This is a genomic window from Streptomyces sp. NBC_01689 (genome assembly GCF_036250675.1).
In the GTDB taxonomy this organism is placed as follows: Bacteria; Actinomycetota; Actinomycetes; order Streptomycetales; family Streptomycetaceae; genus Streptomyces.
The window spans coordinates 7481164-7503435 of sequence record NZ_CP109592.1 but is presented as its reverse complement, the minus strand read 5'-3'; the positions used below and the strand labels follow the sequence as shown (position 1 = coordinate 7503435).

19 protein-coding genes are annotated in these 22272 nt (G+C 72.4%); 11 read left to right on the top strand and 8 right to left on the bottom strand.

The features are described 5' to 3' along the window. Positions 1–45: 45 nt before the first annotated feature. The 3 genes from OG776_RS32110 to OG776_RS32100 all read right to left on the bottom strand — a co-directional run bounded on the left by OG776_RS32110 (position 46) and on the right by OG776_RS32100 (position 4796). Positions 46–1671, bottom strand: a complete 1626-nt coding sequence (locus OG776_RS32110; protein ID WP_148007653.1) for an APC family permease — start codon at positions 1669–1671, stop codon at positions 46–48. A 52-nt stretch (positions 1672–1723) separates the two neighbouring features. Further along, the gene (locus OG776_RS32105) at positions 1724–2674 is read right to left on the bottom strand and encodes a hypothetical protein (protein ID WP_148007652.1); all 951 of its coding nucleotides are present in this window, start codon (positions 2672–2674) and stop codon (positions 1724–1726) included. 466 nt (positions 2675–3140) lie between these two features. Further along, positions 3141–4796, bottom strand: coding sequence for an FAD-binding dehydrogenase (locus OG776_RS32100; protein WP_148007651.1), 1656 nt, complete (start codon positions 4794–4796; stop codon positions 3141–3143). A gap of 290 nt (positions 4797–5086) precedes the next feature. On the opposite strand from OG776_RS32100, the gene OG776_RS32095 reads away from it, so the two are divergent. The 7 genes from OG776_RS32095 to OG776_RS32065 all read left to right on the top strand — a co-directional run bounded on the left by OG776_RS32095 (position 5087) and on the right by OG776_RS32065 (position 10398). Further along, positions 5087–5980 carry a DMT family transporter gene (locus tag OG776_RS32095; RefSeq protein ID WP_148007650.1) on the top strand — a complete coding sequence of 298 codons (894 nt, stop codon included), beginning with the start codon at positions 5087–5089 and terminating at the stop codon, positions 5978–5980. Positions 5981–6260: 280 nt separating this feature from the next. After that, a complete protein-coding gene (locus OG776_RS32090; RefSeq protein WP_148007649.1) occupies positions 6261–6776 on the top strand; it encodes an NUDIX hydrolase in 516 nt (171 codons plus the stop codon). A gap of 60 nt (positions 6777–6836) precedes the next feature. Further along, positions 6837–7229: a YidH family protein gene (locus OG776_RS32085; protein ID WP_148007648.1), complete on the top strand. Its 393-nt coding sequence runs from the start codon at positions 6837–6839 to the stop codon at positions 7227–7229. Beyond that, complete coding sequence (locus OG776_RS32080) at positions 7226–7552, top strand: DUF202 domain-containing protein (RefSeq protein WP_148007647.1); 327 nt, start codon at positions 7226–7228, stop codon at positions 7550–7552. The genes OG776_RS32085 and OG776_RS32080 overlap by 4 nt, the downstream gene beginning before the upstream one ends. Before the next feature lie 163 nt (positions 7553–7715). Further along, on the top strand, positions 7716–8015 hold the full coding sequence (locus tag OG776_RS32075) for a hypothetical protein (protein WP_148007646.1): 300 nt from the start codon (positions 7716–7718) through the stop codon (positions 8013–8015). 139 nt (positions 8016–8154) lie between these two features. Further along, positions 8155–9177: a phosphotransferase family protein gene (locus OG776_RS32070; protein ID WP_148007645.1), complete on the top strand. Its 1023-nt coding sequence runs from the start codon at positions 8155–8157 to the stop codon at positions 9175–9177. Between the two features lie 6 nt (positions 9178–9183). After that, positions 9184–10398, top strand: a complete 1215-nt coding sequence (locus OG776_RS32065) for an acyl-CoA dehydrogenase family protein (RefSeq protein ID WP_329322950.1) — start codon at positions 9184–9186, stop codon at positions 10396–10398. 359 nt (positions 10399–10757) lie between these two features. Here the strand turns inward: OG776_RS32065 and OG776_RS32060 are convergent, their stop codons facing one another. From OG776_RS32060 to OG776_RS32050, 3 genes are all read right to left on the bottom strand, one after another. Then, a complete protein-coding gene (locus tag OG776_RS32060; protein ID WP_148007643.1) occupies positions 10758–11351 on the bottom strand; it encodes a TetR/AcrR family transcriptional regulator in 594 nt (197 codons plus the stop codon). 93 nt (positions 11352–11444) lie between these two features. Next, the gene (locus OG776_RS32055) at positions 11445–13106 is read right to left on the bottom strand and encodes a class I adenylate-forming enzyme family protein (protein WP_329322949.1); all 1662 of its coding nucleotides are present in this window, start codon (positions 13104–13106) and stop codon (positions 11445–11447) included. After that, entirely contained in the window at positions 13103–13867 is a 765-nt protein-coding gene (locus tag OG776_RS32050; RefSeq protein ID WP_148007641.1) for an SDR family oxidoreductase, read from the bottom strand. Before OG776_RS32050 ends, OG776_RS32055 begins: the two co-directional genes overlap by 4 nt. A 322-nt stretch (positions 13868–14189) precedes the next feature. Between OG776_RS32050 and OG776_RS32045 the strand changes: the two genes are divergently transcribed. Continuing rightward, positions 14190–15455, top strand: a complete 1266-nt coding sequence (locus tag OG776_RS32045; protein ID WP_329322948.1) for an exo-beta-N-acetylmuramidase NamZ family protein — start codon at positions 14190–14192, stop codon at positions 15453–15455. A 67-nt stretch (positions 15456–15522) separates the two neighbouring features. On the opposite strand, the gene OG776_RS32040 is transcribed toward OG776_RS32045, so the two are convergent. Further along, positions 15523–18315, bottom strand: coding sequence for a penicillin acylase family protein (locus OG776_RS32040; protein WP_329322947.1), 2793 nt, complete (start codon positions 18313–18315; stop codon positions 15523–15525). Positions 18316–18667: 352 nt separating this feature from the next. Between OG776_RS32040 and OG776_RS32035 the strand changes: the two genes are divergently transcribed. The 3 genes from OG776_RS32035 to OG776_RS32025 all read left to right on the top strand — a co-directional run bounded on the left by OG776_RS32035 (position 18668) and on the right by OG776_RS32025 (position 21500). Continuing rightward, positions 18668–19270, top strand: coding sequence for a hypothetical protein (locus OG776_RS32035; protein ID WP_329322946.1), 603 nt, complete (start codon positions 18668–18670; stop codon positions 19268–19270). A 264-nt stretch (positions 19271–19534) separates the two neighbouring features. Then, on the top strand, positions 19535–20263 hold the full coding sequence (locus OG776_RS32030) for a 3-keto-5-aminohexanoate cleavage protein (RefSeq protein WP_329322945.1): 729 nt from the start codon (positions 19535–19537) through the stop codon (positions 20261–20263). Between the two features lie 169 nt (positions 20264–20432). Then, on the top strand, positions 20433–21500 hold the full coding sequence (locus tag OG776_RS32025; RefSeq protein ID WP_148007637.1) for an RNA ligase (ATP): 1068 nt from the start codon (positions 20433–20435) through the stop codon (positions 21498–21500). 181 nt (positions 21501–21681) lie between these two features. Here OG776_RS32025 and soxR read toward each other — a convergent pair whose 3' ends face one another. Beyond that, entirely contained in the window at positions 21682–22191 is a 510-nt protein-coding gene (gene soxR, locus OG776_RS32020) for a redox-sensitive transcriptional activator SoxR (RefSeq protein WP_148007636.1), read from the bottom strand. Positions 22192–22272 lie beyond the last annotated feature (81 nt).

The window sequence follows — 22272 nt, the reverse complement described above, 5'->3', positions numbered from 1 at the left end:
TCTCCCCTCCCGGAACGGGCTCCGGGGCTCCGGGAACCGGAACGCTCAGGCTCCTGAACCGGCCCCCGGGCCGGACGGGGAACCCGGGCCGGCTCCGGCCCCGGCCCCCGGCCCGGAGTCCGCCGCCTTGTCCAGTTGGAAGGCCTCGTTGCCGAGTCCGATCCGGGCGTGTGCCTCCGGTGCGCGGGACCGCAGCACCAGGCCCTGGACCACGCCGACGAGCAGGGCCGCCAGGACGAGGGCGGGCAGCAGCCGGCTCAGTGTGGAGTCCGGACCGGTGCCGACCAGGACGTCGAAGTCCTTCACGGTGTAGCCCGCGATCACGAGCAGGGCGAGCCCGGAGACGGCCGCGGTGACCAGGCGCCAGGCCTGGGCCCGTGCGGCGCCGCGGCGGACGAAGAAGACGATGACGGAGAGCGAGGCCGCCGCCATCAGCAGGATGACGCCCAGCGCGCCGACGTTGCCGCCCCAGGTGAACAGGTGCAGCACGGGCGCGGTCGGGTCGCCGGTCGGCTTGTCGTCGGTCACGGCGAAGACGACCAGGACGATCACGGAGACGGCGGTCTGCAGGAGCGAGCCGGTGCCGGGGGCGCCGCTGGCTCCGGTGGTCCGGCCGAAGGCGGCGGGCAGGAGTCCTTCCCGGCCCATGGCGAAGGCGTACCGCGCGACGACGTTGTGGAAACTGAGCAGCGCCGCGAACATGCCGGTCACGAAGAGCACGTGCAGCACGTCCGTGAAGGTGCCCCCGAGGCGTGACTCGGTGAGGAAGAACAGCAGTCCGGCGCTCTGCTTGCGGGAGGCGTCGACGATCCCCGAGGGCCCCGTGGCGACGGTCAGCGCCCAGGAGCTGATCGCGAAGAAGACGGCGACGAAGCCGATCGCCAGGAACATCACCCGGGGGACGAGGATGTGCGGGCGGCTCGTCTCCTCGGCGTACACCGGTGCCTGTTCGAAGCCGGTGAAGGCGGCGATGCAGAAGCAGAGCGCGGTGCCGACCCCGGCCCCGGTGAGCGTGTCCGGGTTGAAGGCGTGCAGCGAGAGTCCCTGCTTGCCGGGATCGGCGACGGCCGCCACGTCGAAGATGACGACGAGTGCCACCTCGACGACCAGCAGGACACCGAGCACGCGGGCGTTGACGTCGACCTTCAGCCAGGCGAGCGCGCCGACGACCAGCACGGCCGCCAGGGCCGGGATCCACCAGGCCATCTCGACGTCGAGGTAGGTGGAGAACAGCCCGGACACCTCGAAGCCGAAGATGCCGTAGATACCGACCTGGAGCACGCTGTAGGCGAGCAGCGCGACCGCCGCGGCGCCCGCGCCCGCGGTGCCGCCGAGGCCGCGGGCGACATAGGCGTAGAAGGCGCCCGCGTTGTGCACGTGGCGGCTCATCTCGGCGTACCCGACGCTGAAGAGCACCAGCACCACGCCGAGGATGACGAAGAGCAGCGGCTGCCCGACGATGCCCATCACCGCGAATGTGGTGGGCATGACACCCGCGACCACCATGAGGGGGGCCGTCGCGGCCAGGACGGACAGCAGCAGCCCTCCGGTGCCCAGCCGGTCGGCCTTCAGGGCGCGGTCCTGCCCCTTGAAGGTGCTGATGCCGCCGCGGGCCGCGGCGGGTCTTCCCGTGTCTGCACTGCTCGGGGTGCTCGAACTGCCCGTCGTCATCGCGGGGTCGTCCTTTCGGATGTCCGGTGGTGCGGTTTGCTGGAGCGGTCGTTCACACCGTGCCGAGCGCGCGGTCGCGGGCGGCGCGGAAGGCCTTGTACGGGTCGCGGTCCGGGTACGACCACGGCACCGGGGTGGCGTGCGGCCCGATGCGGTGGAACAGGGCGGCCGCCTCGGCGCCCCGGCCCTCACAGGACTTCGCGTGCGCGAGGAAGTTGAGGTCGAGGAGGCGGCGGGGGTGGTCGTCGTGCTCCCATTCCAGCCACCAGTCGAAGGCGGCCTTCATCACCTGGCGGGCCCGGCGTCCGACCCAGTGCCCGGAGGCGGCCGGGTCGGCGGGTTCACTGCCCGTGCCGGCGAGCACGCGGTAGCGCTCGGCGTGCGCGACGACGGGCAGGATCGCCAGGGGGGAGTCCGCGGGGGCCTGTTCGGCCGCCCAGTTGGCGAAGTCGTAGACCTCGTGGAGCGGGTCCTGCCCCGCCTCGGCCCGGCGCTCGGCGAGCCGGGCGACCATCAGATGGTGGGCGTGGTGGTGCTCGGGATGGCGGTGGCGCACCTCGTCGAAGAGCCGGACCACGTCGGCCTCGCCGCCGAGCGTGCGCTCCAGCGTCAGCAGACCGAGCCAGGGAGTGGGGTCGGCGGGGGCGAGCGCGGCGGCCGTGTGACAGGTCTCGCGGGCCCGTTCCGGACGGTCCCTGCCCTCCAGGGCGCGCTGGACGGTGGCACAGGCGAGGAGGACGGAGGCGTCGGCGGACTCGGGCTCGGCGAGTTGCCATTCCCGCGCCCACGCGAGGGTGCTGGGCTCCTGCGCGAGGACGGTGACGCGGTGGCCGCGCCGGTCCCACTCGTCGCCGGTGACGGCGAGCAGCGAGCGGACCGCGGTCCAGCGGCCCTGTGCGAGCGCGGAGCGCACGACGACGAGTTCGGCGTCGTCGAGTGCGGCGTCGAAGGCCTGGGCCGTGCCTTTGCGGCCACGGCCGAGGGGAGGAGGGGGTGGCGACACCGCGAGGGTTCCTCACAGACGCGGCTGGTCAGGGTGGCGATCGCGGACAGCAAACCCTTGGCTGAGGGTTCACGTCAAGGCCTGTCCGATGTCCTACACGTGTCAACTCCTCAGGCATGGGCACGAGTTGATCACGGAACCGGCGGAGGGGCGGCAGGAGACGCCGTACGGACACCCCACGCGCCCGCACGCCGGAAGCCGCCCGGAGACCGCGGGTCCCGGCCGACAGCACCGCCACGCCTACGCGCCCGCACATCGGGAACGCTCCCGGGAGCCGCCGCACCCGACCGACAGCACCTGCACGCCCGCACGCCCGCCGGAAGCCTTCCCGAAGGCCGCGGCAGCACCCCCACGCCCGTACGCCGGACGCGCCCGTACGTCGGGCGCGTCCCCGGGAGCCGCCGCACCCGGCGGGCGACGGCGGGGGCGCGCCCCCGCGTCCGGTCGACCCCCGGAGGGACCCCGCTCAGCCCACCGCGTCGGCCGCCGCGCGTCCCGCCGTACGGCCGGAGAAGAGGCAGCCGCCCAGGAACGTCCCCTCGAGGGACCGGTAGCCGTGCACCCCGCCGCCGCCGAAGCCGGCGACCTCTCCCGCCGCGTACACGCCCGCCAGCGGGTCCCCGCCCTCGGTCAGGACCCGCGACGAGAGGTCCGTCTCCAGGCCGCCGAGCGTCTTGCGGGTGAGGATGTGCAGGCGTACAGCGATGAGCGGACCCGCCTTCGGGTCGAGGATGCGGTGCGGCGCCGCGGTGCGGATCAGCTTGTCGCCGAGGTAGTTGCGGGCCCCGCGGACCGCCGTCACCTGGAGGTCCTTGGTGAACGGGTTCGTGATCTCCCGGTCGCGCGCGACGATCTCGCGGCGCAGCGCCGCCTCGTCGATCAGCGGCTCCTTGGTGAGCGCGTTCATGCCGCGCACGAGCGCGCCGAGGTCCTTCTCCACGACGAAGTCCGCGCCGTTGTCCATGAACGCCTTGACCGGGCCCGGTACGTCGGCGCGGGCCCGCCCGAACACGCCCTTGACGGACTTGCCCGTCAGGTCCGGATTCTGTTCCGAACCCGAGAGCGCGAACTCCTTGCCGATGATCTTCTGGTCGAGCACGAACCACGTGTGGTCGTACCCGGTCCGCATGATGTGTTCGAGCGTGCCGAGCGTGTCGAAGCCGGGGAAGAGCGGCACCGGCAGCCGGTTGCCGCGGGCGTCCAGCCAGAGCGAGGAGGGGCCGGGCAGGATGCGGATGCCGTGGTTGTCCCAGACGGGGTTCCAGTTCTGGATCCCCTCGGTGTAGTGCCACATGCGGTCGCGGTTGATGAGGCGCGCGCCGGTCTCCTCGGCGATCCCGAGCATCCTTCCGTCGACGTGCGCGGGCACACCGGAGATCATGCGCTCGGGCGGAGTGCCCAGCCGCTCGGGCCAGTTGGCGCGCACCAGGTCGTGGTCGCCGCCGATACCGCCCGAGGTGACGATCACCGCCTGCGCCCTCAGCTCGAACGCGCCGGTCACCGTCCGGCCGCTGGCCTGGCCGCGCTCGATCGCGGACGGTTCCAGGATCTCGCCGGTGACGGTGTCGACGGAGCCCGCGCTGCGGGACAGGCCGGTGACCCGGTGACGGAACCTGAGCTCGACGAGGCCGCGCTCGGCCCCGGCCCGCACCCGCCGTTCGAAGGGGGCGACCAGTCCGGGCCCGGTCCCCCAGGTGATGTGGAAGCGGGGTACGGAGTTCCCGTGGCCGTTGGCTCCGTAGCCGCCGCGCTCCGCCCAGCCCACCACCGGGAAGAAGCGCACGCCCTGCCCGTGCAGCCAGGACCGCTTCTCGCCGGCCGCGAAGTCCACGTACGCCTCGGCCCAGCGGCGCGGCCAGTGGTCCTCGGCGCGGTCGAAGGCCGCCGTGCCCATCCAGTCCTGGAGGGCGAGCGCGTGGCTGTCCTTGATGCGCATCCGCCGCTGCTCGGGCGAGTTCACGAAGAACAGACCGCCGAAGGACCAGTGCGCCTGGCCGCCGATCGACTGCTCCGGCTCCTGGTCGAGGAGGATCACCTTGCGGCCCGCGTCGACGAGCTCCGCGGTCGCGGCGAGGCCCGCGAGACCCGCTCCGATCACGATCACATCTGCGTCGTAGGCCATGGGCCCGTCCTCTCGGCATGACGTCCGCCATGTCGGCTTCGTCACAAGTCGCCGTCGTCACGGCTGATTGACAGGAAAGTGGTGGTCAGCACATCGACGGGGACCGACCGGGACAGCCGGTGACCGTCCCGCCGTTGTTACTGACCGGTCAGATCCTTCGGCAAGAGGAGTGACCGAGTCAACCGTCCCGTTGCCGCCACTCCGTGGGCAGGGTCTCGCGGCGGGCACTACAGTCGGCGGGATACGCACCCGTGACCCGATCTGACCCCGGATGTATCGAGGTACCCAGCGTGTCGCTTCTCGTTCTGGTTCTCTCGGTGAGCGCGGCCTGTTGTCTCGGTTTCGGCTTCGTGCTCCAGCAGAACGCGGCGTCGCGCGCGCCGTTGAACGACTTCCTCTCCCCCCGCCTGCTGCTGGACCTCATCCGGGTGCCGCGCTGGCTGGGCGGTATCGGGCTCATGGTCTGCGGCATGGTCCTCGGCGCGGTCGCCCTGGGCAAGGGCGAGGTCTCCCAGGTGGAACCGCTCCTCGCCACCAACCTGCTGTTCGCGCTCGGCCTCTCCCGCCACCAGACGAAGAAGCCGCTGGGCCGTCAGGGCTGGTCCGGGCTCGCCCTCCTCGCGGGCGGGGTGACCGCGTTCATCCTGGCGGGCCGTCCCAGGGGCGGTGACGCGGTGTCCGACCCCCTGCGGCACTGGCTGATCATCGGCGTCATGACCGGGCTCGCGCTGCTGCTCACCACCTACGCCAGACGCTCCCGGCTGGGCGCCGCTCCGGTGCTGCTCGCCCTGGCCGCCGGGATGCTGTACGGGGTGCAGGACGCGCTCACCCGGGTGAGCGGGCAGCGGTTCGGCGCGGGCGGCTGGGGCGAACTGCTGACCGCCTGGCAGCCGTACGCCGTGCTGGTGCTCGGGGTCTCGGGGCTGGTGCTGGTGCAGAGCGCCTTCGAGACGGCGGAACTGCGCATGTCGCTGCCCGCGCTCACCGCCGCCCAGCCGCTCGCCGGGATCCTCTGCGGGGTGGGGTTCCTCGGGGACCGGCTGCGGACCGACGTGGGCGCGCTGACCTGGGAGGCGGCGGGGCTCGCGGCGATCGTGACGGGCATCGTGCTGCTCGGGATGCACCCCGCGATGCCGGCGGGCGCGAAGCGGACGGAGCCCGCGCGGGACCTTCAACGACGCTGAGGAGAGGGGCCGGGCCCAGGGCGGACACGACGGCTCAGGGGGGCCGGGGCCCGCGCGGCCGGCCCGCCGAACGGTGCCGTTCCCGCGGGACGCGGCCACCCGAACGCCCGAACGTTCACGCCCGGCCCGGGGCCCCGAGAACATCCTGGCGGCGGCCCGGACGGGACCGCCCGGATCTGACCGCCCGTACCGGACCGCTCGTACGGGACAGCCCGGATCTCACCGCCCGGATCTCACCGCCCGAACGGGACCGCTCGTACCGGACTGGTTGGATGGAGACATGAGCGCCGCTGACGAGATCCTCGACATCGTGGACGAGAACGACGTGGTCGTCGGGGAGTCCCCGCGCGGAGAGGCGTACGCGCGCGGGCTCCGTCACCGGTGCGTGTTCGTCCGGGCCCGCGACGCGGAGGGCCGGCTCTTCGTCCACCGCCGCACCGCCACCAAGCTCGTCTTCCCCTCCCTGTACGACATGTTCGTCGGCGGGGTCGTCGGCGCGGGCGAGTCGTACGACTCGGCCGCCCTGCGCGAGGCCGAGGAGGAACTGGGGGTCTCCGGGCTCCCGGACCCCGTCTTCCTCTTCAAGTTCCTCTACGACGACGGCGCGGGGCGGACCTGGTGGTCGGCCGTCTACGAGGTCCGCTGCGACCTGCCCGTGAACCCCCAGGTGGAGGAGGTCGCCTGGCACGCCTTCCTCACCGAGGAGGAGGTGGAGCGGCGCCTGCCGGAGTGGACCTGGGTGCCGGACGGGCTCGCGGCGTACGAGCGGCTGCGGGAACACCGGGCGACGGGCTGATCCCTGGCGCCGCCGGACGCGGCGGCCCGCGCCCGGGCACGGCCGAGTAGGGTCCGGGGCGTGATCGAATTCGTACGGAACGTCCGGCTGTGGTTCGCGCCCGGGGAGGTCCGGCAGGAGGGCGGCACCCCCGACTACCGGTTCTCGCTGGCCAACGAACGCACCTTCCTGGCCTGGCTGCGCACCGCGCTGGCACTGATCGGAGGCGGTTTCGCCGTCGACCAGTTCCTGCCGGACCTGCGGTGGGCCTGGCGGGCCGGACTCGCCCTGGCCCTGCTGGCGGCGGGCGTGCTCTGCTCGCTGCGGGCCGTCAACCACTGGGTGCGGTGCGAGCGGGCGATGCGACGGGGCGAGGACCTCCCCGTCTCGCGTTTCCCGGCCCTGCTGAGCATCGCGGTCGCCGTGGTCGCGGTCGCGATGGTCGTCGTCGTCCTCGCCGGCTGGGAAGGATGACCGCGCCCGCCCCGGAGCGGGACCCGGGACTGCAGCCGGAGCGCACCCGGCTCGCGTGGCGGCGCACGACCCTGTCGAGCACCGTCGTCGCCGTGCTGGCGGCCAAGGCGGTGCTGCACGGCGGCCGGTCGACGGCCGGCGCGGCGGCCGGTGTCCTGTGCGGAGCGCTGTGGCTGGGGTTCCTCGTGCTCGCGCACCGCCGTATCCGGGTGCTGGCCGTGCCCGGCGCCGCGGGCCCGCCCGCCCTCGCACCGCTCCACGCGACGGCGGCGACCCTGTGCACGGTCGCGCTCGCGGTCTGCGCGGCGGCGCTGGTGTTCTGAGAACCCCGGAGCCGGGTACGGGCGCGCCCCTCCACCCGTGGACCACCCGGACCGTCCCTCCCGGACGCCACACGCGCCAAAATGGTGGGAAATTGCCATAAATGCGATGATTTCTGGCGTTAGCCTGAGCCGTCGCTTCCCGCCCCCCACGAAGGTGAGCACCATGACCGCCCTTCATCCGGAACACTCGGCCCACCGGCACACCCACGGACCGGCCTGCGGACACACCGCGGTGCCGCACGGGGACCACGTCGACTACGCCCACGACGGACACCTGCACCGTGAGCACTCCGGACACTGGGACGAGTGCGAGCCGAGCGGCCACACGGCGCACGAGGACCACGGCGGTCACCGGCACGGCGCGGACTGCGGCCACCCCGCGGTCGAACACGGCGACCACCTCGACTATCTGCACGACGGACACCGGCACGCCGAGCACGACGGGCACTGGGACGACCACTAGGCCGTGTCCCGCGACGCCCCCTCGGCGTCTCCCCCGGCACCCGGGGGAGACGCCGATCACGTTTGGCGTACACCCTGGACGACATACCGACTGGTCGGCATCATGGTCACGTCACGCTCTCTCGTGTGGAGGAGAAACGATGAGTCCCGACCACCCGCCAGGTCTCGATCTCGACCGGCTGCGTGGCCTGCTCGACGCCGAGCGGCCCGGTCTGACGCACGGCCCGCTGACCGGCCGGCTGATCGAGGGCGGACGGTCGAACCTCACCTACGCGGTGACGGACGGGACCACGCGATGGGTCGTACGACGGCCTCCGCTCGGCCATGTGCTGGCCACCGCCCACGACATGAAGCGCGAACACCGGGTGATCAGCGCACTGCACCCGACGGCCGTCCCGGTGCCCCGGCCGGTGCTGCTCTGCGAGGACGTGGAGGTGCTGGGCGCGCCCTTCTACGTCATGGAGTTCGTGGACGGCACGCCCTACCGCACCGCCGAGCAGCTCGCCCCGCTCGGCGCCCGGCGCACCCGGGACGCGGTGCTCGGACTGGTCGACACGCTCGTCGAACTGCACGCCGTGGACCCCGCCGAGGTGGGTCTCGCCGACTTCGGCCGACCCGAAGGCTTCCTGGACCGGCAGCTGCGGCGCTGGGGAAAGCAGCTGGACGCCTCCAGGAACCGTGAACTGACCGGGATCGACGAACTGCACGCGGCCCTGGGGCGCGCGCTGCCGCACTCCCCCGCACCCACCGTCGTGCACGGCGACTACCGCCTCGACAACGTGCTGATCGGCGACGACGACCGGATCAAGGCGATCCTGGACTGGGAGATGTCCACGCTCGGCGATCCGCTGACCGACCTGGGTCTGCTGGTGATGTACAGCGCGCCCCTCGAACTGCCCGACTCCCCCATCAGCACGACCGCTTCGGCCGCCGGCCACCCGGACCCGGCCGAGATCGTCGAACGGTACGCCGCGCGCTCGGGGCGCGACGCCGCCGACGTCGCCTGGTACACGGCGTTCGCCTGGTTCAAGCTCGCCGTGATCCTGGAGGGCATCCACTACCGCTACACGCTCGGACAGACCGTCGGCGCGGGCTTCGACCGCATCGGCGACCTGGTGCCGTTCTTCATCGAGCACGGCCTGACCACTCTTCAGGAAGGCTGATCCGTCATGGACTTCGCATTCGACGCGCGCACCGAGGAGCTGCGCGGCAGGCTGCTCGCCTTCATGGACGAGTACGTGTACCCGGCGGAGACGGTGGCCGAGGAGCAGCGTGCCCTGCTGGCCTCGCCGTGGGACACCCCCGCCGTCGTCGGCGAGTTGAAGGCCGAGGCGCGCAGGCAGGGCCTGTGGAACCTCTTCCTGCCCGACGCCGAGTACGGCGGCGGACTCACCAACCTCCAGTACGCGCCGCTCGCCGAGATCACCGGCCGCAGCCCGCACCTGGCGCCCACCGCGCTGAACTGCGCGGCGCCGGACACCGGCAACATGGAGGTGCTCGCGCAGTTCGGCGACGAGCAGCAGAAGAAGCAGTGGCTGGAGCCGCTGCTCGCCGGTGAGATCCGTTCGGCGTTCGCGATGACCGAGCCGGAGGTGGCCTCCTCCGACGCCACCAACATCACCACGCACATCGAGCGGGACGGCGACGAGTACGTCGTCACCGGCCGCAAGTGGTACATCTCCGGGGCGATGAACCCGGACTGCAAGATCTTCATCGTGATGGGCAAGACGGACCCGGACGGGACGGACCTCCGCCGGCAGCAGTCCATGGTCCTGGTCCCGCGGGACACCCCGGGGGTCGAGGTCCGGCGGGCCATGCAGGTGTACGGCTACGAGGACCACTCCCACGGCGGGCACGCGGAGGTCGTCTTCCACGGGACCCGCGTTCCCGTCACCAACCTGGTCGGCGAGGAGGGCGGCGGGTTCGCCATCGCCCAGGCCCGGCTCGGCCCCGGCCGTATCCACCACTGCATGCGGCTGATCGGCATGGCCGAGCGGGCGATCGAACTGATGTGCCGCCGGGCGGTGTCCCGGACGGCGTTCGGCAAGCCGCTGGCCCAGCAGGGCGTGGTCCAGAACTGGATCGCCGACGCCCGGGTCGCCGTCGAGCAGCTGCGGCTGCTGGTGCTGAAGACCGCCTGGATGATGGACACGGTCGGCAACAAGGGCGCCCACACGGAGATCCAGGCCATCAAGATCGCCACTCCGCGCACGGTCGTCGACATCCTCGACAAGGCGGTGCAGCTGCACGGTGCCGGGGGCGTGAGCCAGGACTTCCCGCTGGCGGAGCTGTGGGCGGCCGCGCGCACGCTGAAGCTCGCGGACGGGCCCGACGAGGTGCACCAGCGGTCGCTGGCGCGGCGGGAGATCAAGAAGTACGTGTGACGGCGGGGCGGTGGGGGTCTTCGCCCCCGCCACCCCTACCCGACCCGTCCGTTCCGGGGGCTGCCGCCCCCGGACCCCCGCTTCGGCCTGGACGGCCTCGTCCTCGAGCGCCGGACGGGCTGCTGGTGCCGGCCAGCGCTGAAAGGACGGTGGCCGATGTGGCCCGTTCGGCGCGGGCGCGCATCCTCAGCCCTTCCGGAGCCATCCGGCGCCGGCCCGCACCATTCAGCCCGTCCGGCGTTTGAGGACGAGCCCTTCGGGCGAAGGCGGGGGTCCAGGGGGCGCAGCGCCCCTGGCGGGGGTCCGGGGGCGGAGCCCCCAGGACTGGGCGCAGGAAGAGCGGGCCCCGGAAACGGGGACTACGGCCGTAGCGCACGCAGCAGCAGGTCCGACAGATGCTCGGCGACCTCCTGCGGAGTGAGCGGACCGTCCGGGCGGTACCACGTCGACAGATGGTGGACCGATCCGAAGTGGTAGTCGACGACCAGGTCCGCCGGGGTGGCCGTGGAGAACACGCCCTTCTTCTGGCCCTCCTCGATCAGCGCGCGGAAGCGTTCGTGGTAGCGGCGCCGCTCGGACCGTACCTGCTTGAGCTTCTCGGGGCTGAGGTGGTGCATGGACCGGAAGAAGATCGAGGCGTCGTCGAGGTTGTCGATGGTCGTGACGACCACGTCGGCCGCCGCGCCCCTGACCCGCTCCTCCACCGGCGCGTCGGAGTCCGCGAACGCGTCCAGCCGCTCCTGCTGGATACGCAGCACGCGCGCGTACACCTCGTGCAGGAGGTCGTCCTTCGAGCCGAAGTAGTGGTAGAGCGCGCCCTTGGTCACGCCCGCGGCCTCGACGATCTCCTGCACGGAGGTCCGGTCGTAGCCCTGCTCGGCGAAGAGCCGGGTGGCGGCGGCCAGGAGTCGCTGCGGGACGGGCGTACCGTCGCCGTCCGTCGTTCTGGGCACTGCCGCCACCTGCCTTCCGTGCGTGGTTCGATGAGAGCGCCGCTCCGTGGAGCCCGCCGCCCGGTGAGGAGCGCCGTCCACTGAGATTGTCGTCTACTCCGGGCCCTGCGAGCGCGTACGCAGTTCCCGACGGAGGATCTTCCCACTCGCCGTCTTCGGCAGGTCGGGCAGGATCTCCACGTGCCGCGGATACTTGTAGGCGGCCAGTCTCTCCTTGCAGTACGCGGCGAGCGCGTCGGGGTCCTCCTCGGCGCCCGGCCGCAGGCTGATGTAGGCCTTCACGGTCTCGCCGCGGTAGCCGTCGGGGATGCCGACGACGGCCGCCTCGCGGACCGCCGGGTGGGTGTAGAGCACGTCCTCGACCTCGCGGGGCCAGACCTTGAAGCCGGACGCGTTGATCATGTCCTTCTTGCGGTCGACGACGTAGAGCCAGCCCTCCGGGTCCATGAATCCGATGTCGCCGGTGCGCAGCTCACCGTCCGGGAAGGTCTCGGCGGTCGCCTCGGGGCGCTGCCAGTAGCCCGGTACGACCTGCGGTCCCCTGACGAGGATCTCGCCCTGTTCCCCGAACGGGACCTCCTGGCCCTGGTCGTCGACGATGCGGACGACGCTGTCGGGGCCCGGCAGGCCGACGGCCAGCGTGCCCGAGACCGGGTCGACGGGGGCCTCCCGGCCCGGCGGTACGGAGGCGCACGGGGCGGTGCACTCGGTGAGCCCGTAACCGTTGCGGATGTAGGGACCGAATCCGGCGCGGAACTTCTCCACCAGGGCGGGCGGCAGCGGTGCGCCGCCGGAGGAGATGTTCACGAAGGACGAGAAGTGGTCGGGCGTGACGGACGGATGGGCGGCCAGGGCCATGAAGGCGGTCGAGGGGCCCACGGTGTAGAGCGGCCGGTGCTCGGCGAACGCGTCGAGCACCACCCCGGCCTCGAAGCGGTAGGCGAGGACCAGGGTGCCCGCGCTGTTGAGGCAGGCGGCGAGCTGGCAGACCATGCCGGTGATGTGGAACAGGGGCGCCATGGCGAAGTACACCGGGGCCTCGGGCAGCCCGAGGCCGGTCCGCTGCCGCTCGGCGTTGTACATGATGTTGCCGTGCGTGTTGGTGGCGCCCTTGGGGGTGCCGGAGGTGCCGGAGGTGTAGCTGATCAGCGCGGTGTCCGACGGACCCGCGTCGCGGCCTCCGGGTGCCTTGCCGCCCTGCGCGGCGACGGTCCCGAGGTCGTCGGCGTCGACGGCCCCCGGCAGTCGGTCGAAGGTCAGCACCCGTGTGTCGTCGCGGGTCTGGAAGTCGAGTTCGCAGGCGGTGAGGACGATGCTCACCGCCGAGTCGGCCGCCGTCCCGCGCAGGTACGACTCCCACGCCCGGTCGGAGCAGACCAGGGCGCGCACGTCGGCGTCGTGCAGGACGTGGCGCACCTCGCCCGACTTGTACATGGGGTTGACCGGGACGACGGTCGCGCCGGCCTTCCAGGCGCCGAGCAGCGCGAGCACGAAGTGCGGGGAGTTCTGCAGCAGGATCGCGACCCGGTCACCGCGCCGCAGGCCGCGGGCGGCGAGGTGTCCGGCGACCGAGTCGCTGAGCTCGTCCACCTCGCGGTAGCTCAGCCGGCCGTCGAAGTAGGCGAGCGCGGTGCGGTCCGGCACGTCCCGCACGGCCGTGCGCAGGGCGTGCACCAGGGAGTCGGCGGGGCTGACGGGGGCGCGCTGCGCGTCGCTGAGGAGGGCCACCCAGGGGCGGTCGGCATAGGTGGTCACCGGCCCGCCTCCCACTTCTGCTGGATGTGGTTCATGTTCGTCAGCCAGCGGTCGGGTTCGGTGGCGCGCACCTGGTAGTAACCGGCGACCTCGGGGTGCGGCAGGATCAGGAAGCGGTCCTCCTCGATCCCGGCGAAGAGGGCGTTCGCGACGTCCTCCGGCTCGATGGCGGTCGGCTGGAGCACCAGGTCGCCCGCGCTGCCGGTGGCGTCGAGCATGTCGGTGCGCACGCCCTGCGGACAGATCGCGTGCACCTTCAGGCCCCGGTGACGGTAGGTCAGCGAGAGCCACTCGGCGAAGGCGTACGCGCCGTGCTTGGTGACGCTGTAGGGCGCGGCGCCGATCATGGTGAGCAGTCCGGCGGCGGAGACGGTGGACACGAACCGGCCGCTGCCGCGCTCCAGCCAGGCCGGGAGCAGTGCGTGGGCGGCGCGGACGTGGGCCATCACGTTGACGTCCCAGGCGAGCTCCCAGACCTGCTCGCCGGCCGCCTCGGTACCGCCCGAGGCGACGCCCGCGTTGGCGCAGTAGACGTCGATCGTGCCGCCGAGGGCGTCCCGGGCCTCGGCCACGATCGTGGACGCGTCGCCGGGGACCGCGGTGCCGCCGATCTCGTCGGCCACGGCCCGGGCCTTGGCGGCGTCGAGGTCGTTGACGACGACTCTGGCCCCCTCGGCGGCGAAGCGGCGGGCCAGCGCGGCCCCGATGCCGCCTCCCGCACCGGTGACGACCACTCCCGCATCCTGCACGGCTTCCACCATCGGTCTCCTTCGACGCGACGCCAATCGGCTCTGCGAGCAGCCGGCTCCGTACCCGGTCGTTCCGTACCCGCTCGGTTCGTACCCGGTCGGTTGCCCACCCGGTCGTCCCCGCACTCGGCCGGCTCTGCTGCGACGCCAGACTAACCAGTCGGTATGTTGCAAGGGAAGGGGCTTCGGGCCCGTGCGGGGCGCCTGGGAGTGTGACATGGTGCGGGTGAGCCGCGCGGGTCCGGCCGGGCGACCGGCTCCGGCGGGTTCCGCACGTCGGGCGGTTGCGCATAGCGTGCCGGTGCCCACCTTCCGCGATCACGGAGGTCCCCCCATGCGCCTCTCCCGGCGAGCCCTTCTCACGGCCACCGCGGCGGCCGGACTGGCGGCGGTGCCCGCCACCACCACCGGGACGGCGGTTCCCGTCGCCACCACCGCGCCGGCCGCCGGCCGCCCCCTGCGCACCGGCTTCGACCGCCTCCGGGGCGACGGTTACGCGCTCCTGCACGGTCACCGGGTCGGGATCGTGACGAATCCCACCGGCGTCACCGCCGACGTGCGCCACATCGTCGACGTGATGCACGCCGACACCCGGGTGGACCTGGTCGCCGTCTTCGGCCCGGAACACGGTTTCCGCGGCACGGCGCAGGCGGGCGGCTCGGAGGGCCGCTACGACGACCCGGCGACCGGGCTGCCCGTCTACGACACGTACCTCAAGAGCGGGCAGCCGCTCGCCGACGTCTTCACCGCCTCCGGCGTGGACACCGTGGTCTTCGACATCCAGGACGTGGGCGCGCGCTTCTACACCTACATCTGGACGCTGTACGACTGCATGGAGGCCGCCCGGCTCGCGGGCAAGCGCTTCGTGGTGCTGGACCGGCCGAACCCGGTGACCGGCCGGGCCGCCCTGGGGCCGGTGCTGCACAAGGAGTTCGCGAGCTTCGTCGGCCGGAAGCCGATCGCGCAGGCGCACGGGATGACGGTGGCGGAGCTGGCGCGGCTGTTCAACAAGGAGTTCCTGGCCGAGCCGGTGCCGCTGGAGACCGTCCTGATGTCGGGCTGGAAGCGGTCGGACTTCTTCGACGCCACGGGCCTGCCCTGGGTGCCGCCGAGTCCGAACATGCCCACGGCGGACACGGCCCTGGTGTACTCCGGCACCTGCCTCTTCGAGGGGACGAACCTGTCGGAGGGGCGGGGTACCACACGGCCCTTCGAACTGCTCGGCGCCGAGGGGCTGGACGGCCGGTGGGCCGCGGCGGCCGGTGGCCTAGGCCTGCCCGGCGTGCACTTCAGGGAGGCCTATTTCGCCCCGACCTTCTCCAAGTTCGAGGGCAGGACCGTCGGCGGGGTGCAGGTCCATGTGCACGACCGGGCCACGTTCGACCCGGTCCGCACCGGCATCGCGCTCCTGGTGACCGCCAAGAAGGCCTGGAGCGGCTTCGCCTGGCGTCCGGACAACTGGATCGACAAGCTGACCGGCTCCACCCGGGTGCGCACGATGATCGACGCGGGGGCGACGGCCGACGAGGTCGCGGCGTCCTGGCGGGACGAGCTGGAGGCCTTCCGGCGGACCCGGAAGGCCCATCTGCTCTACGCCTGACGGGTGTCCCGGCGGCGCGACGGGTGACCGTCCCGCCGCCGGGCGGATGCCTACGGCGCGACCGCGATCAGCGGTGCGACGTGTACTCCACGACCTGCTGGTACGTCGGCCGGTTCTGCCAGGTGATCCTGCCGTGCTTGATGCCGCCGAGCGCCCGCTGGACGATCGAGTCGGCGCACCACTGGTCGCCCGCCGAGCACTGATCGTCCCCGGGGTAGACCTGGGCGGCGGTCAGGCCCGCGGCGGTCTTGAGCGTGCTGATCAGGATGTCCCGGCAGGCGCTCAGGCTGCCCCCGCCGCAGTACTTCTGGGCCAGCCCGCCCTGCACCGACTGGCCCAGCACCGCTCTGATGTCCTTGTCGACATAGCTCCACCAGCCGTACTGGAAGGAGCTGCCGGCGTGCGCGCCGGTCGGGCCGTGCGCCGCCGACGGCGACTCGTCGACGGGCAGATTGGCGGTGAAGGCGGTGTACAGGTCGGTGCCGAGGCCCGGCGCGAACTCGGCCTTGACCAGCAGCGGCCACCAGGCGTCCAGGATGCGGATCGCGTCGGCGTCGGCATAGGTCTTCGAGCCGGCCGAGGTCTCCTTGCGCCGGGCTCCGGCCGTCACCCAGCCGGACAGCTTGGTCACCGCCGCGGCGGCCGCGGTGTCGGTGACCGGCGAGCTGTTGACGACCTGGAGCAGCTTCGGCAGCACGTCCTCGGCCCGGAGGTCGGCGAGCGCCGCGTCGGCCATCGCCTTGGTCAGCGAGGACCTGGTCACCCCGCCGGCCGCGACCAGCTTCCGCACCCGGTCCTCCAGGAGGTTGCCGCGGTGCACGGAACCGTCGCCCCAGGGGGCCGTGGTGTAGTCCTTGGCCTGCTTGTTGTTCCAGGAGATGTAGTAGTCCTGGTCAACGGAGTTGGGGTGGGCGGACGCGGGGGTGTAGGCGGCCGTGTTGGTGGCCGGGTCCCAGCTCCGCCACTCGTAGGGGGCCTGCGCCCAGACCGGGAACTCGGCGTCCACGCCGCTCGCCCGCACCGGGTTGTCACCGCTGTTGTAGTAGGCGGTGTGCGCGGAGTCGGCGTAGAACCAGTTGAAGGTGTAGTTGATGTGCTGCACCGCGCTCTGGAAGGTCGCGGGGCTCTTCACGTAGTCCGGGTCGTTGAGCATCTGGAAACCGATGATCGAGTCGGCCTCGTGCATGAAGGAGGAGCGCAGGGTGGTGTAGGCGACCTTCTTGCCGCCGACCGTCGCCCGGTACTCCACGGGGCCGTACTTGGTCCGGTAGACCTGCATGCGGTAGGAACCGGCCGCGGTGCCGTCGGCCGTGGTCGGCTTCCAGGAGTTGGTCCGCTCGACCTTGTCCATGGCCGTGCAGGTGCCGTGGTAGAGGTAGTGGTAGTCGTCCTGGCAGAGTTCGACGGCGTAGGTGTCGATGATGTCCTGGCCGGACGTCGTCGCACTCCACGAGTAGTCCTGCCCCCGGCCGAGCTCGACGTACATGCTCAGTCCCGCGAAGGACGCGCCCCGTGCGCTCAGGCCCGGGCCCTGGATCTCCTGGAGCATGAGGAGCTGCGGCGCGAAGTAGCCGGTCTGTGGGCCGAAGACGGCGATCGGATGGCCGCTCGCGGTCGCGTTGCCGCCCACCACGAGGGCGTTGGACATCCCGCGCCTGGCCGAGCTGAGGGCCGTCGCGGCCGCCGTGGCGGAGGTACCGGTGGCCTTGGCGGTGCCCGCGCTGCCGGTGCGGTCGTAGACCAGCGGCTCCTGGGCCACCGAACCCGCGTCGGGCAGCGCCTCGCCCTGCGCGGTGTCGGGCTTGGTGGCGTACGGGAAGCTCTCGCCGTCGTGGACGGTGAGCACGGCCTCGGGGTCGTTGCGCTCGCGGAAGGACTCCCAGACCCTGGTGCCCTCGGTCACGCCGTAATGGGACTGGGCGGCGAGCAGCGAGAGCGCGTTGTTGACCTCGCCGCCGCCCCCCGATCCGAAGAGCGCGCCGATCACGGAGGCCAGCGCGACCAGGTCGGTGAGTTTGAAGTGGTCGATGGTGCCGGCGTTGGTGATGGCGTCCTTGTGGCCGGTCAGGACGTACTCGCCGGGGAAGTAACGGCCGCTGTCGGAGGCGTCGATGTAGGCGTTGATGCCGTCGATGTAGGCGTTGGCGTCCGCGAGCGCCTGGGTGCCGCGGGCCCCGGCGCCGGCGGTGGCGCTGTCGATCTGCGCCTGCAGATCGGCCTCGGTGTAGGGCGCGTTGCGCCAGAACTCCTGCTCCAGGCCCTGGTTGGAGGGGGCGCCGCCGGCGAAGGAGGTCAGCTGGCCGCGGCCGACGTGCCGGAAGACGTCCATCAGCCAGAGCCGGTCCTGGGCCGCCGCGTATCCGGCGCCGTACTCGGTGCCATAACGGGTAGTACCCGTGATGTGGGGCACACCGGACTTCTTGTCGCGCACGATCGTCACGTCCGTGCGGCCGCCCGGCTTGGTGGTCGAGGCGACCTGGTCGGAGGCGACGCCGAAGGACGCGTCGTTGAAGAAGGTGTTGATCTTGTCGTCGGTGAGCGTGGAGTAGCCCGAGGCGAGGTTGCTGTAGGGGCCGAGCTGGTCCTCGGCGTGGTCGGGCTGGGTGCCGAAGACCTGGTTGAGCAGGATCTGGGCGAGGGTCGCGTTGCCTTTCTCACCGGGCGGGAGAATGTCGGAGCAGCGACCGCCGCAGTAGTCGTTGGCGGCGAGCCCGGCCGGGCCGCCCGCGGCGGCGGCCTGGGTCAGCGGGGACAGCAGGCCGGCGACCAGGACGCAGATCGAGGCGGCCTTCAGGAACTTGGGGAATCTGCGGGGAGTTCTCAGTCTGTCGAGGGTGGTACGTGGGGTGCACCGTGGCATGGCAGCTCCTCCCGACGGGGTGGGCCGGACGTTACCGCCGGTATCCCCGAGGGGGAAGATGAACATGCGTCAACTTTTCACCTTCACGGGGTGGTTGAGGCGCGGGAGGGCATACGGGAATCCCGGGCCCGTGGGAATCCGCCCGCTTCCCGGGACCTGGCTCACCGCCGTTTCGGCAGGTGAGGACAGCGAAGGAGGGCAGGCCGGGGGAGGTCGGCCGGTGGCTTGTGGCACTCGTCGGACATCGGAGGGAGCCGAATCGCGTGTCGATACGTCTATTCGGCGACGTCCTTACGACGACGACGCCGAAGTGACCGAAGTACAGGTGCAGGTGTGACGGAGGTGCAGGGCGATGGCCGGTTTCCGGAGTCTGGCGAGACAGGTGCGAGATCCGAGGAGTGATCTGGCACTGCGACGCTATTCACTGCGCAAGTGCCTTGAGCGGTTCGCTCCCTACGGGCATCGGGCGACCTGGGACCATCTGTGTTCCCGGGCCGGCTTCGGCCCCGAGGACCGGTCTCCCGACCCGGCGCGGCTCGTGGCCGCACTGGAGGAACTGGAGGAGGCCCGCTCCGTCTGGCTCGCCTACGAGGTCGGGTTCGCCGAGCGCCGCAAGAAGGAGAAGCACGACGGGCTGCGCCGGCCGGGCAGCGTGGACGACTGGCACCGGCTGACCTGGGGCGGGTTCGGTGTCGCGTGGTGCGACGATCCCAGGATCCATCCCCGTGAGCCCATGGCCGAGGTGCTGCGGCGGCTGATCGCCGCGCTGGAGCGGGAGCCCGGGGCGGTCTGCCCGGTGTGCACCGGCGAGCGCCTCGCGTGGAAGTACGACCTGGCCCACGAACCGTCGTCGGGTCCCGTCTGCAGGGGCTGCGGGATCGTCGTGCCGCGGCCCGTCCTGACACCCGAGGCGGTGGCGGAGGCGCGGCGCGGACGGCTGCTCGTCTCGGCGTAGGCGCTCCGCTCGGCTGGGCAGGGGGTGCGGTCGGTTCCGGTGCGGGGGGTCTCCGGGTTCCGTGCGTGGGGTGTGGGAGAGGGGGCGGGCAGGGATTGCGGGGTCGTTGTCCGGTGCGGGTCGTTCGGGGCCGGGCACGTCGTTCCCCGCGCCCCTACGGGACGCGGCGCCTGCTCGCCGGTCCGCGTACGGCTTCGGTTGAGCCTGCCGCCGCATGACTCGGGGTTCACCCCTGGCGAGCGGCTTCGGTGGGAGGATCGGGGTGTGATGCAGGTGTGTCTGAACGGGGTCCGGGGGGCCGGTGACGGGGTCGCCGTGCCCATGTCGCCCGGGGACTCGGCCGCGTCGGCGGCCGGGGCGGTCGGAGCCGGGGCCTCGGACGTCCATGTGCATCCCAGGACACCCTGCGGACAGGACACCCTCTCGCCGAGGGCGGTCGCGGCGGTGCTCGACGCGATCCGCGCCCGGGTCGACGTCCCGGTCGGTGTCACGACCGGTGCGTGGGCCGAGACCGGTCCCGCCGCCCGCCTGGCGCGGGTCCGGTCCTGGACGGTGCTGCCCGACCACGCCTCCGTCAACTGGCACGAGCCGGGCGCCGAGGAACTCGCGGCGGCGCTGCTCGACCGCGGGATCGGGGTGGAGGCCGGTGTCCGGTCCGGCACCGACGGCGCGGCCCGCTTCGCGGCGTCACCGCTCGCACCCCGCGTGCTGCGGGTGCTGGCCGAGGTGACCGACCCCTCCCCACGGACCGCCGAGGACTCGGCGCCGGCGCTCCTCGCCGCCATCGGCACGGCGCACGGCGCCCCCGTCCTGCTGCACGGTGCGGAGGGCGGCACCTGGCCGGTCCTGCGGCTCGCCGGCCGGCTGGGCCTCGCGACCCGGATCGGCCTGGAGGACACCCTCGTCCTCCCGGACGGCCGACGGGCTTCCTCCAACGCGGAGCTGGTGGCCGAGGGACTCGTCCGGTACGAGGCCGCCCGGCGCCCGTCGTAGCCCGGCCCGGGAATCCGGGCACCGGCCGCGCCCGGCACCCCGTACGCCCCCGCACGCCGCGCGGGCCGACGGTAACAGCCGTAAATGCGCTGGCTCCACTCCTTTGCGGTCCGGACAGTCGGGGACGACGAACCCGGCCGGGAAGGCCGCGGACCCCGAGGAGAAGCCGATGTCGACGCTGCGCGTCACCGCCGAAGTGCTGACCGTCCACGAGCACCCGAACGCCGACGCCCTCGAACTGGCCCAGGTGGGCCTCTACCGGGCCGTCGTCCCCAAGGGCGCCTACCGCACCGGCGAGACCGCGCTCTACATCCCGGAGCAGTCCGTGCTCCCGGCCGGGCTGATCGAGGAGCTGGGGCTGACCGGACGGCTCGCGGGCAGCTCGTCCGACCGGGTCAGGGCCGTGCGACTGCGCGGGGAGCTGTCGCAGGGGATCGTCTGCCGCCCCAGGGCGCTGGCCGAGGTCGACCTGGACCGTGCCGCCGCGGCGGGAACCGACTTCGCGCCGACGCTCGGCATCGTCAAGTGGGTCCCCCCGATCCCGCCCACCATGAGCGGTGAGATCGAGGCCGCGCCGGAACTGCTGCCCTGGGTCGACATCGAGAACATCCAGCGGTACCCGGACATCTTCGCGCCGGGTGAACCCGTCGTGCTGACGGAGAAGCTGCACGGCTCCGCCTGCCTGGTGACTCACCTGGCCGACGAGGGACGCACGCACGTCTCCTCCAAGGGCTTCGGGGCCAAGTCCCTTGCGCTCAAGGAGGATCCGCGCAATCTGTACTGGCGTGCCGTGCACGGCCACGGAGTCGCACGGGTCGCGGCCCGGCTCGCCGAACGGCTCGGCGCACGCCGTGTCGGCATCTTCGGCGAGGTGTACGGGGCGGGTGTGCAGGACCTCTCCTACGGTGCGGACGGCCGCCGCGAGTCCCTCGGTTACGCGGTGTTCGACGTGTCCGCGGAGATCGACGGCGAGGTCCGCTGGCTGGACGCCGCCGCCCTGCTGGAGGGCGAACTGCCGCTGGTGCCCCGGCTGTACGAGGGCCCGTACGCCATCGACCGGGTGCTGGAGACCGCCTCGGGCCGCGAGACGGTCTCGGGCCGCGGACTCCACCTGCGCGAGGGCGTGGTCATCCGGCCCGCGGCCGAACGGCACAGCCCGGTGACGGGCGGCCGGGCCATCGCGAAGGCGGTCAGCCCGGCCTATCTGACCCGCAAGGGCGGCACGGAGTACGAGTGAGCCGTACGGAGGCGTCCGCCTGGTCCCGGCCCGTGTCCGGCGCGCCCCGCCGCGGACCGGGGCGGGCGGTACGGGTCACCCCGGGTCGCTGCGCGGCCTGGGGCACGGCCGGGGAGCGGGCCCGGGACGCCGGGGAACGCGTCCGGGAACGCCGGGGCGGGAGCGCCGTGGAGCGCCGGTTTCAGCGGCAGCCGTCCGGGTCCCCGCGCCGCTCCGGCGCCGGCCGCGGCGCGGTGGTGGGCTCGGCCATGAGCCGGGAACCGGCCCGGCGCTCACCGAAGACGTCGTCCGGGTTGGAGAGCACACAGTTGTCCAAGGACAGACACCCGCACCCGATGCAGTCCGTCAGATGATCCCTCAGCCTGCTCAACTGCCTGATGCGTTCGTCGAGTTCGGAACGCCACGCCTCCGAGAGCCGGGCCCAGTCCGCGCGCGTCGGGGTCCGCTCCTCGGGCAGCTCGGCGAGCGCCTCACGGATGGTGGCCAGCGGGATGCCGACCCGCTGGGCGGCGCGGACGAAGGCGACACGGCGCAGCGCGTCACGGTGGTAGCGACGCTGGTTACCGGTGGTGCGCCGACTGCTGATCAGGCCCTTGGACTCGTAGAAGTGCAGGGCCGAGACGGCGGCACCGCTGCGGGCCGACAACTGGCCGACGGTCAGCTCGTGGATCTCCTCGGGGATCTGGGGCACCCCTCCAACCCTACCGACCTCGTCACCCGCCCGGTCCGTTGACATGCGCCCCGCACCCGACCATGCTAAGCAGTCGCTTAG

Excerpts from the sequence above, each read along its gene's own strand:
- OG776_RS32045 (WP_329322948.1), top strand. The coding sequence starts at position 14,190 with ATGCGCCTCTCCCGGCGAGCCCTTCTCACGGCCACCGCGGCGGCCGGA.
- OG776_RS32065 (WP_329322950.1), top strand. The coding sequence starts at position 9,184 with ATGGACTTCGCATTCGACGCGCGCACCGAGGAGCTGCGCGGCAGGCTG.
- OG776_RS32025 (WP_148007637.1), top strand. The coding sequence starts at position 20,433 with ATGTCGACGCTGCGCGTCACCGCCGAAGTGCTGACCGTCCACGAGCAC.
- OG776_RS32100 (WP_148007651.1), bottom strand. The coding sequence starts at position 4,796 with ATGGCCTACGACGCAGATGTGATCGTGATCGGAGCGGGTCTCGCGGGC.
- OG776_RS32040 (WP_329322947.1), bottom strand. The coding sequence starts at position 18,315 with ATGCCACGGTGCACCCCACGTACCACCCTCGACAGACTGAGAACTCCC.
- OG776_RS32080 (WP_148007647.1), top strand. The coding sequence starts at position 7,226 with ATGACCGCGCCCGCCCCGGAGCGGGACCCGGGACTGCAGCCGGAGCGC.
- OG776_RS32050 (WP_148007641.1), bottom strand. The coding sequence starts at position 13,867 with ATGGTGGAAGCCGTGCAGGATGCGGGAGTGGTCGTCACCGGTGCGGGA.
- OG776_RS32090 (WP_148007649.1), top strand. The coding sequence starts at position 6,261 with ATGAGCGCCGCTGACGAGATCCTCGACATCGTGGACGAGAACGACGTG.
- OG776_RS32075 (WP_148007646.1), top strand. The coding sequence starts at position 7,716 with ATGACCGCCCTTCATCCGGAACACTCGGCCCACCGGCACACCCACGGA.
- OG776_RS32110 (WP_148007653.1), bottom strand. The coding sequence starts at position 1,671 with ATGACGACGGGCAGTTCGAGCACCCCGAGCAGTGCAGACACGGGAAGA.
- OG776_RS32035 (WP_329322946.1), top strand. The coding sequence starts at position 18,668 with ATGGCCGGTTTCCGGAGTCTGGCGAGACAGGTGCGAGATCCGAGGAGT.
- OG776_RS32070 (WP_148007645.1), top strand. The coding sequence starts at position 8,155 with ATGAGTCCCGACCACCCGCCAGGTCTCGATCTCGACCGGCTGCGTGGC.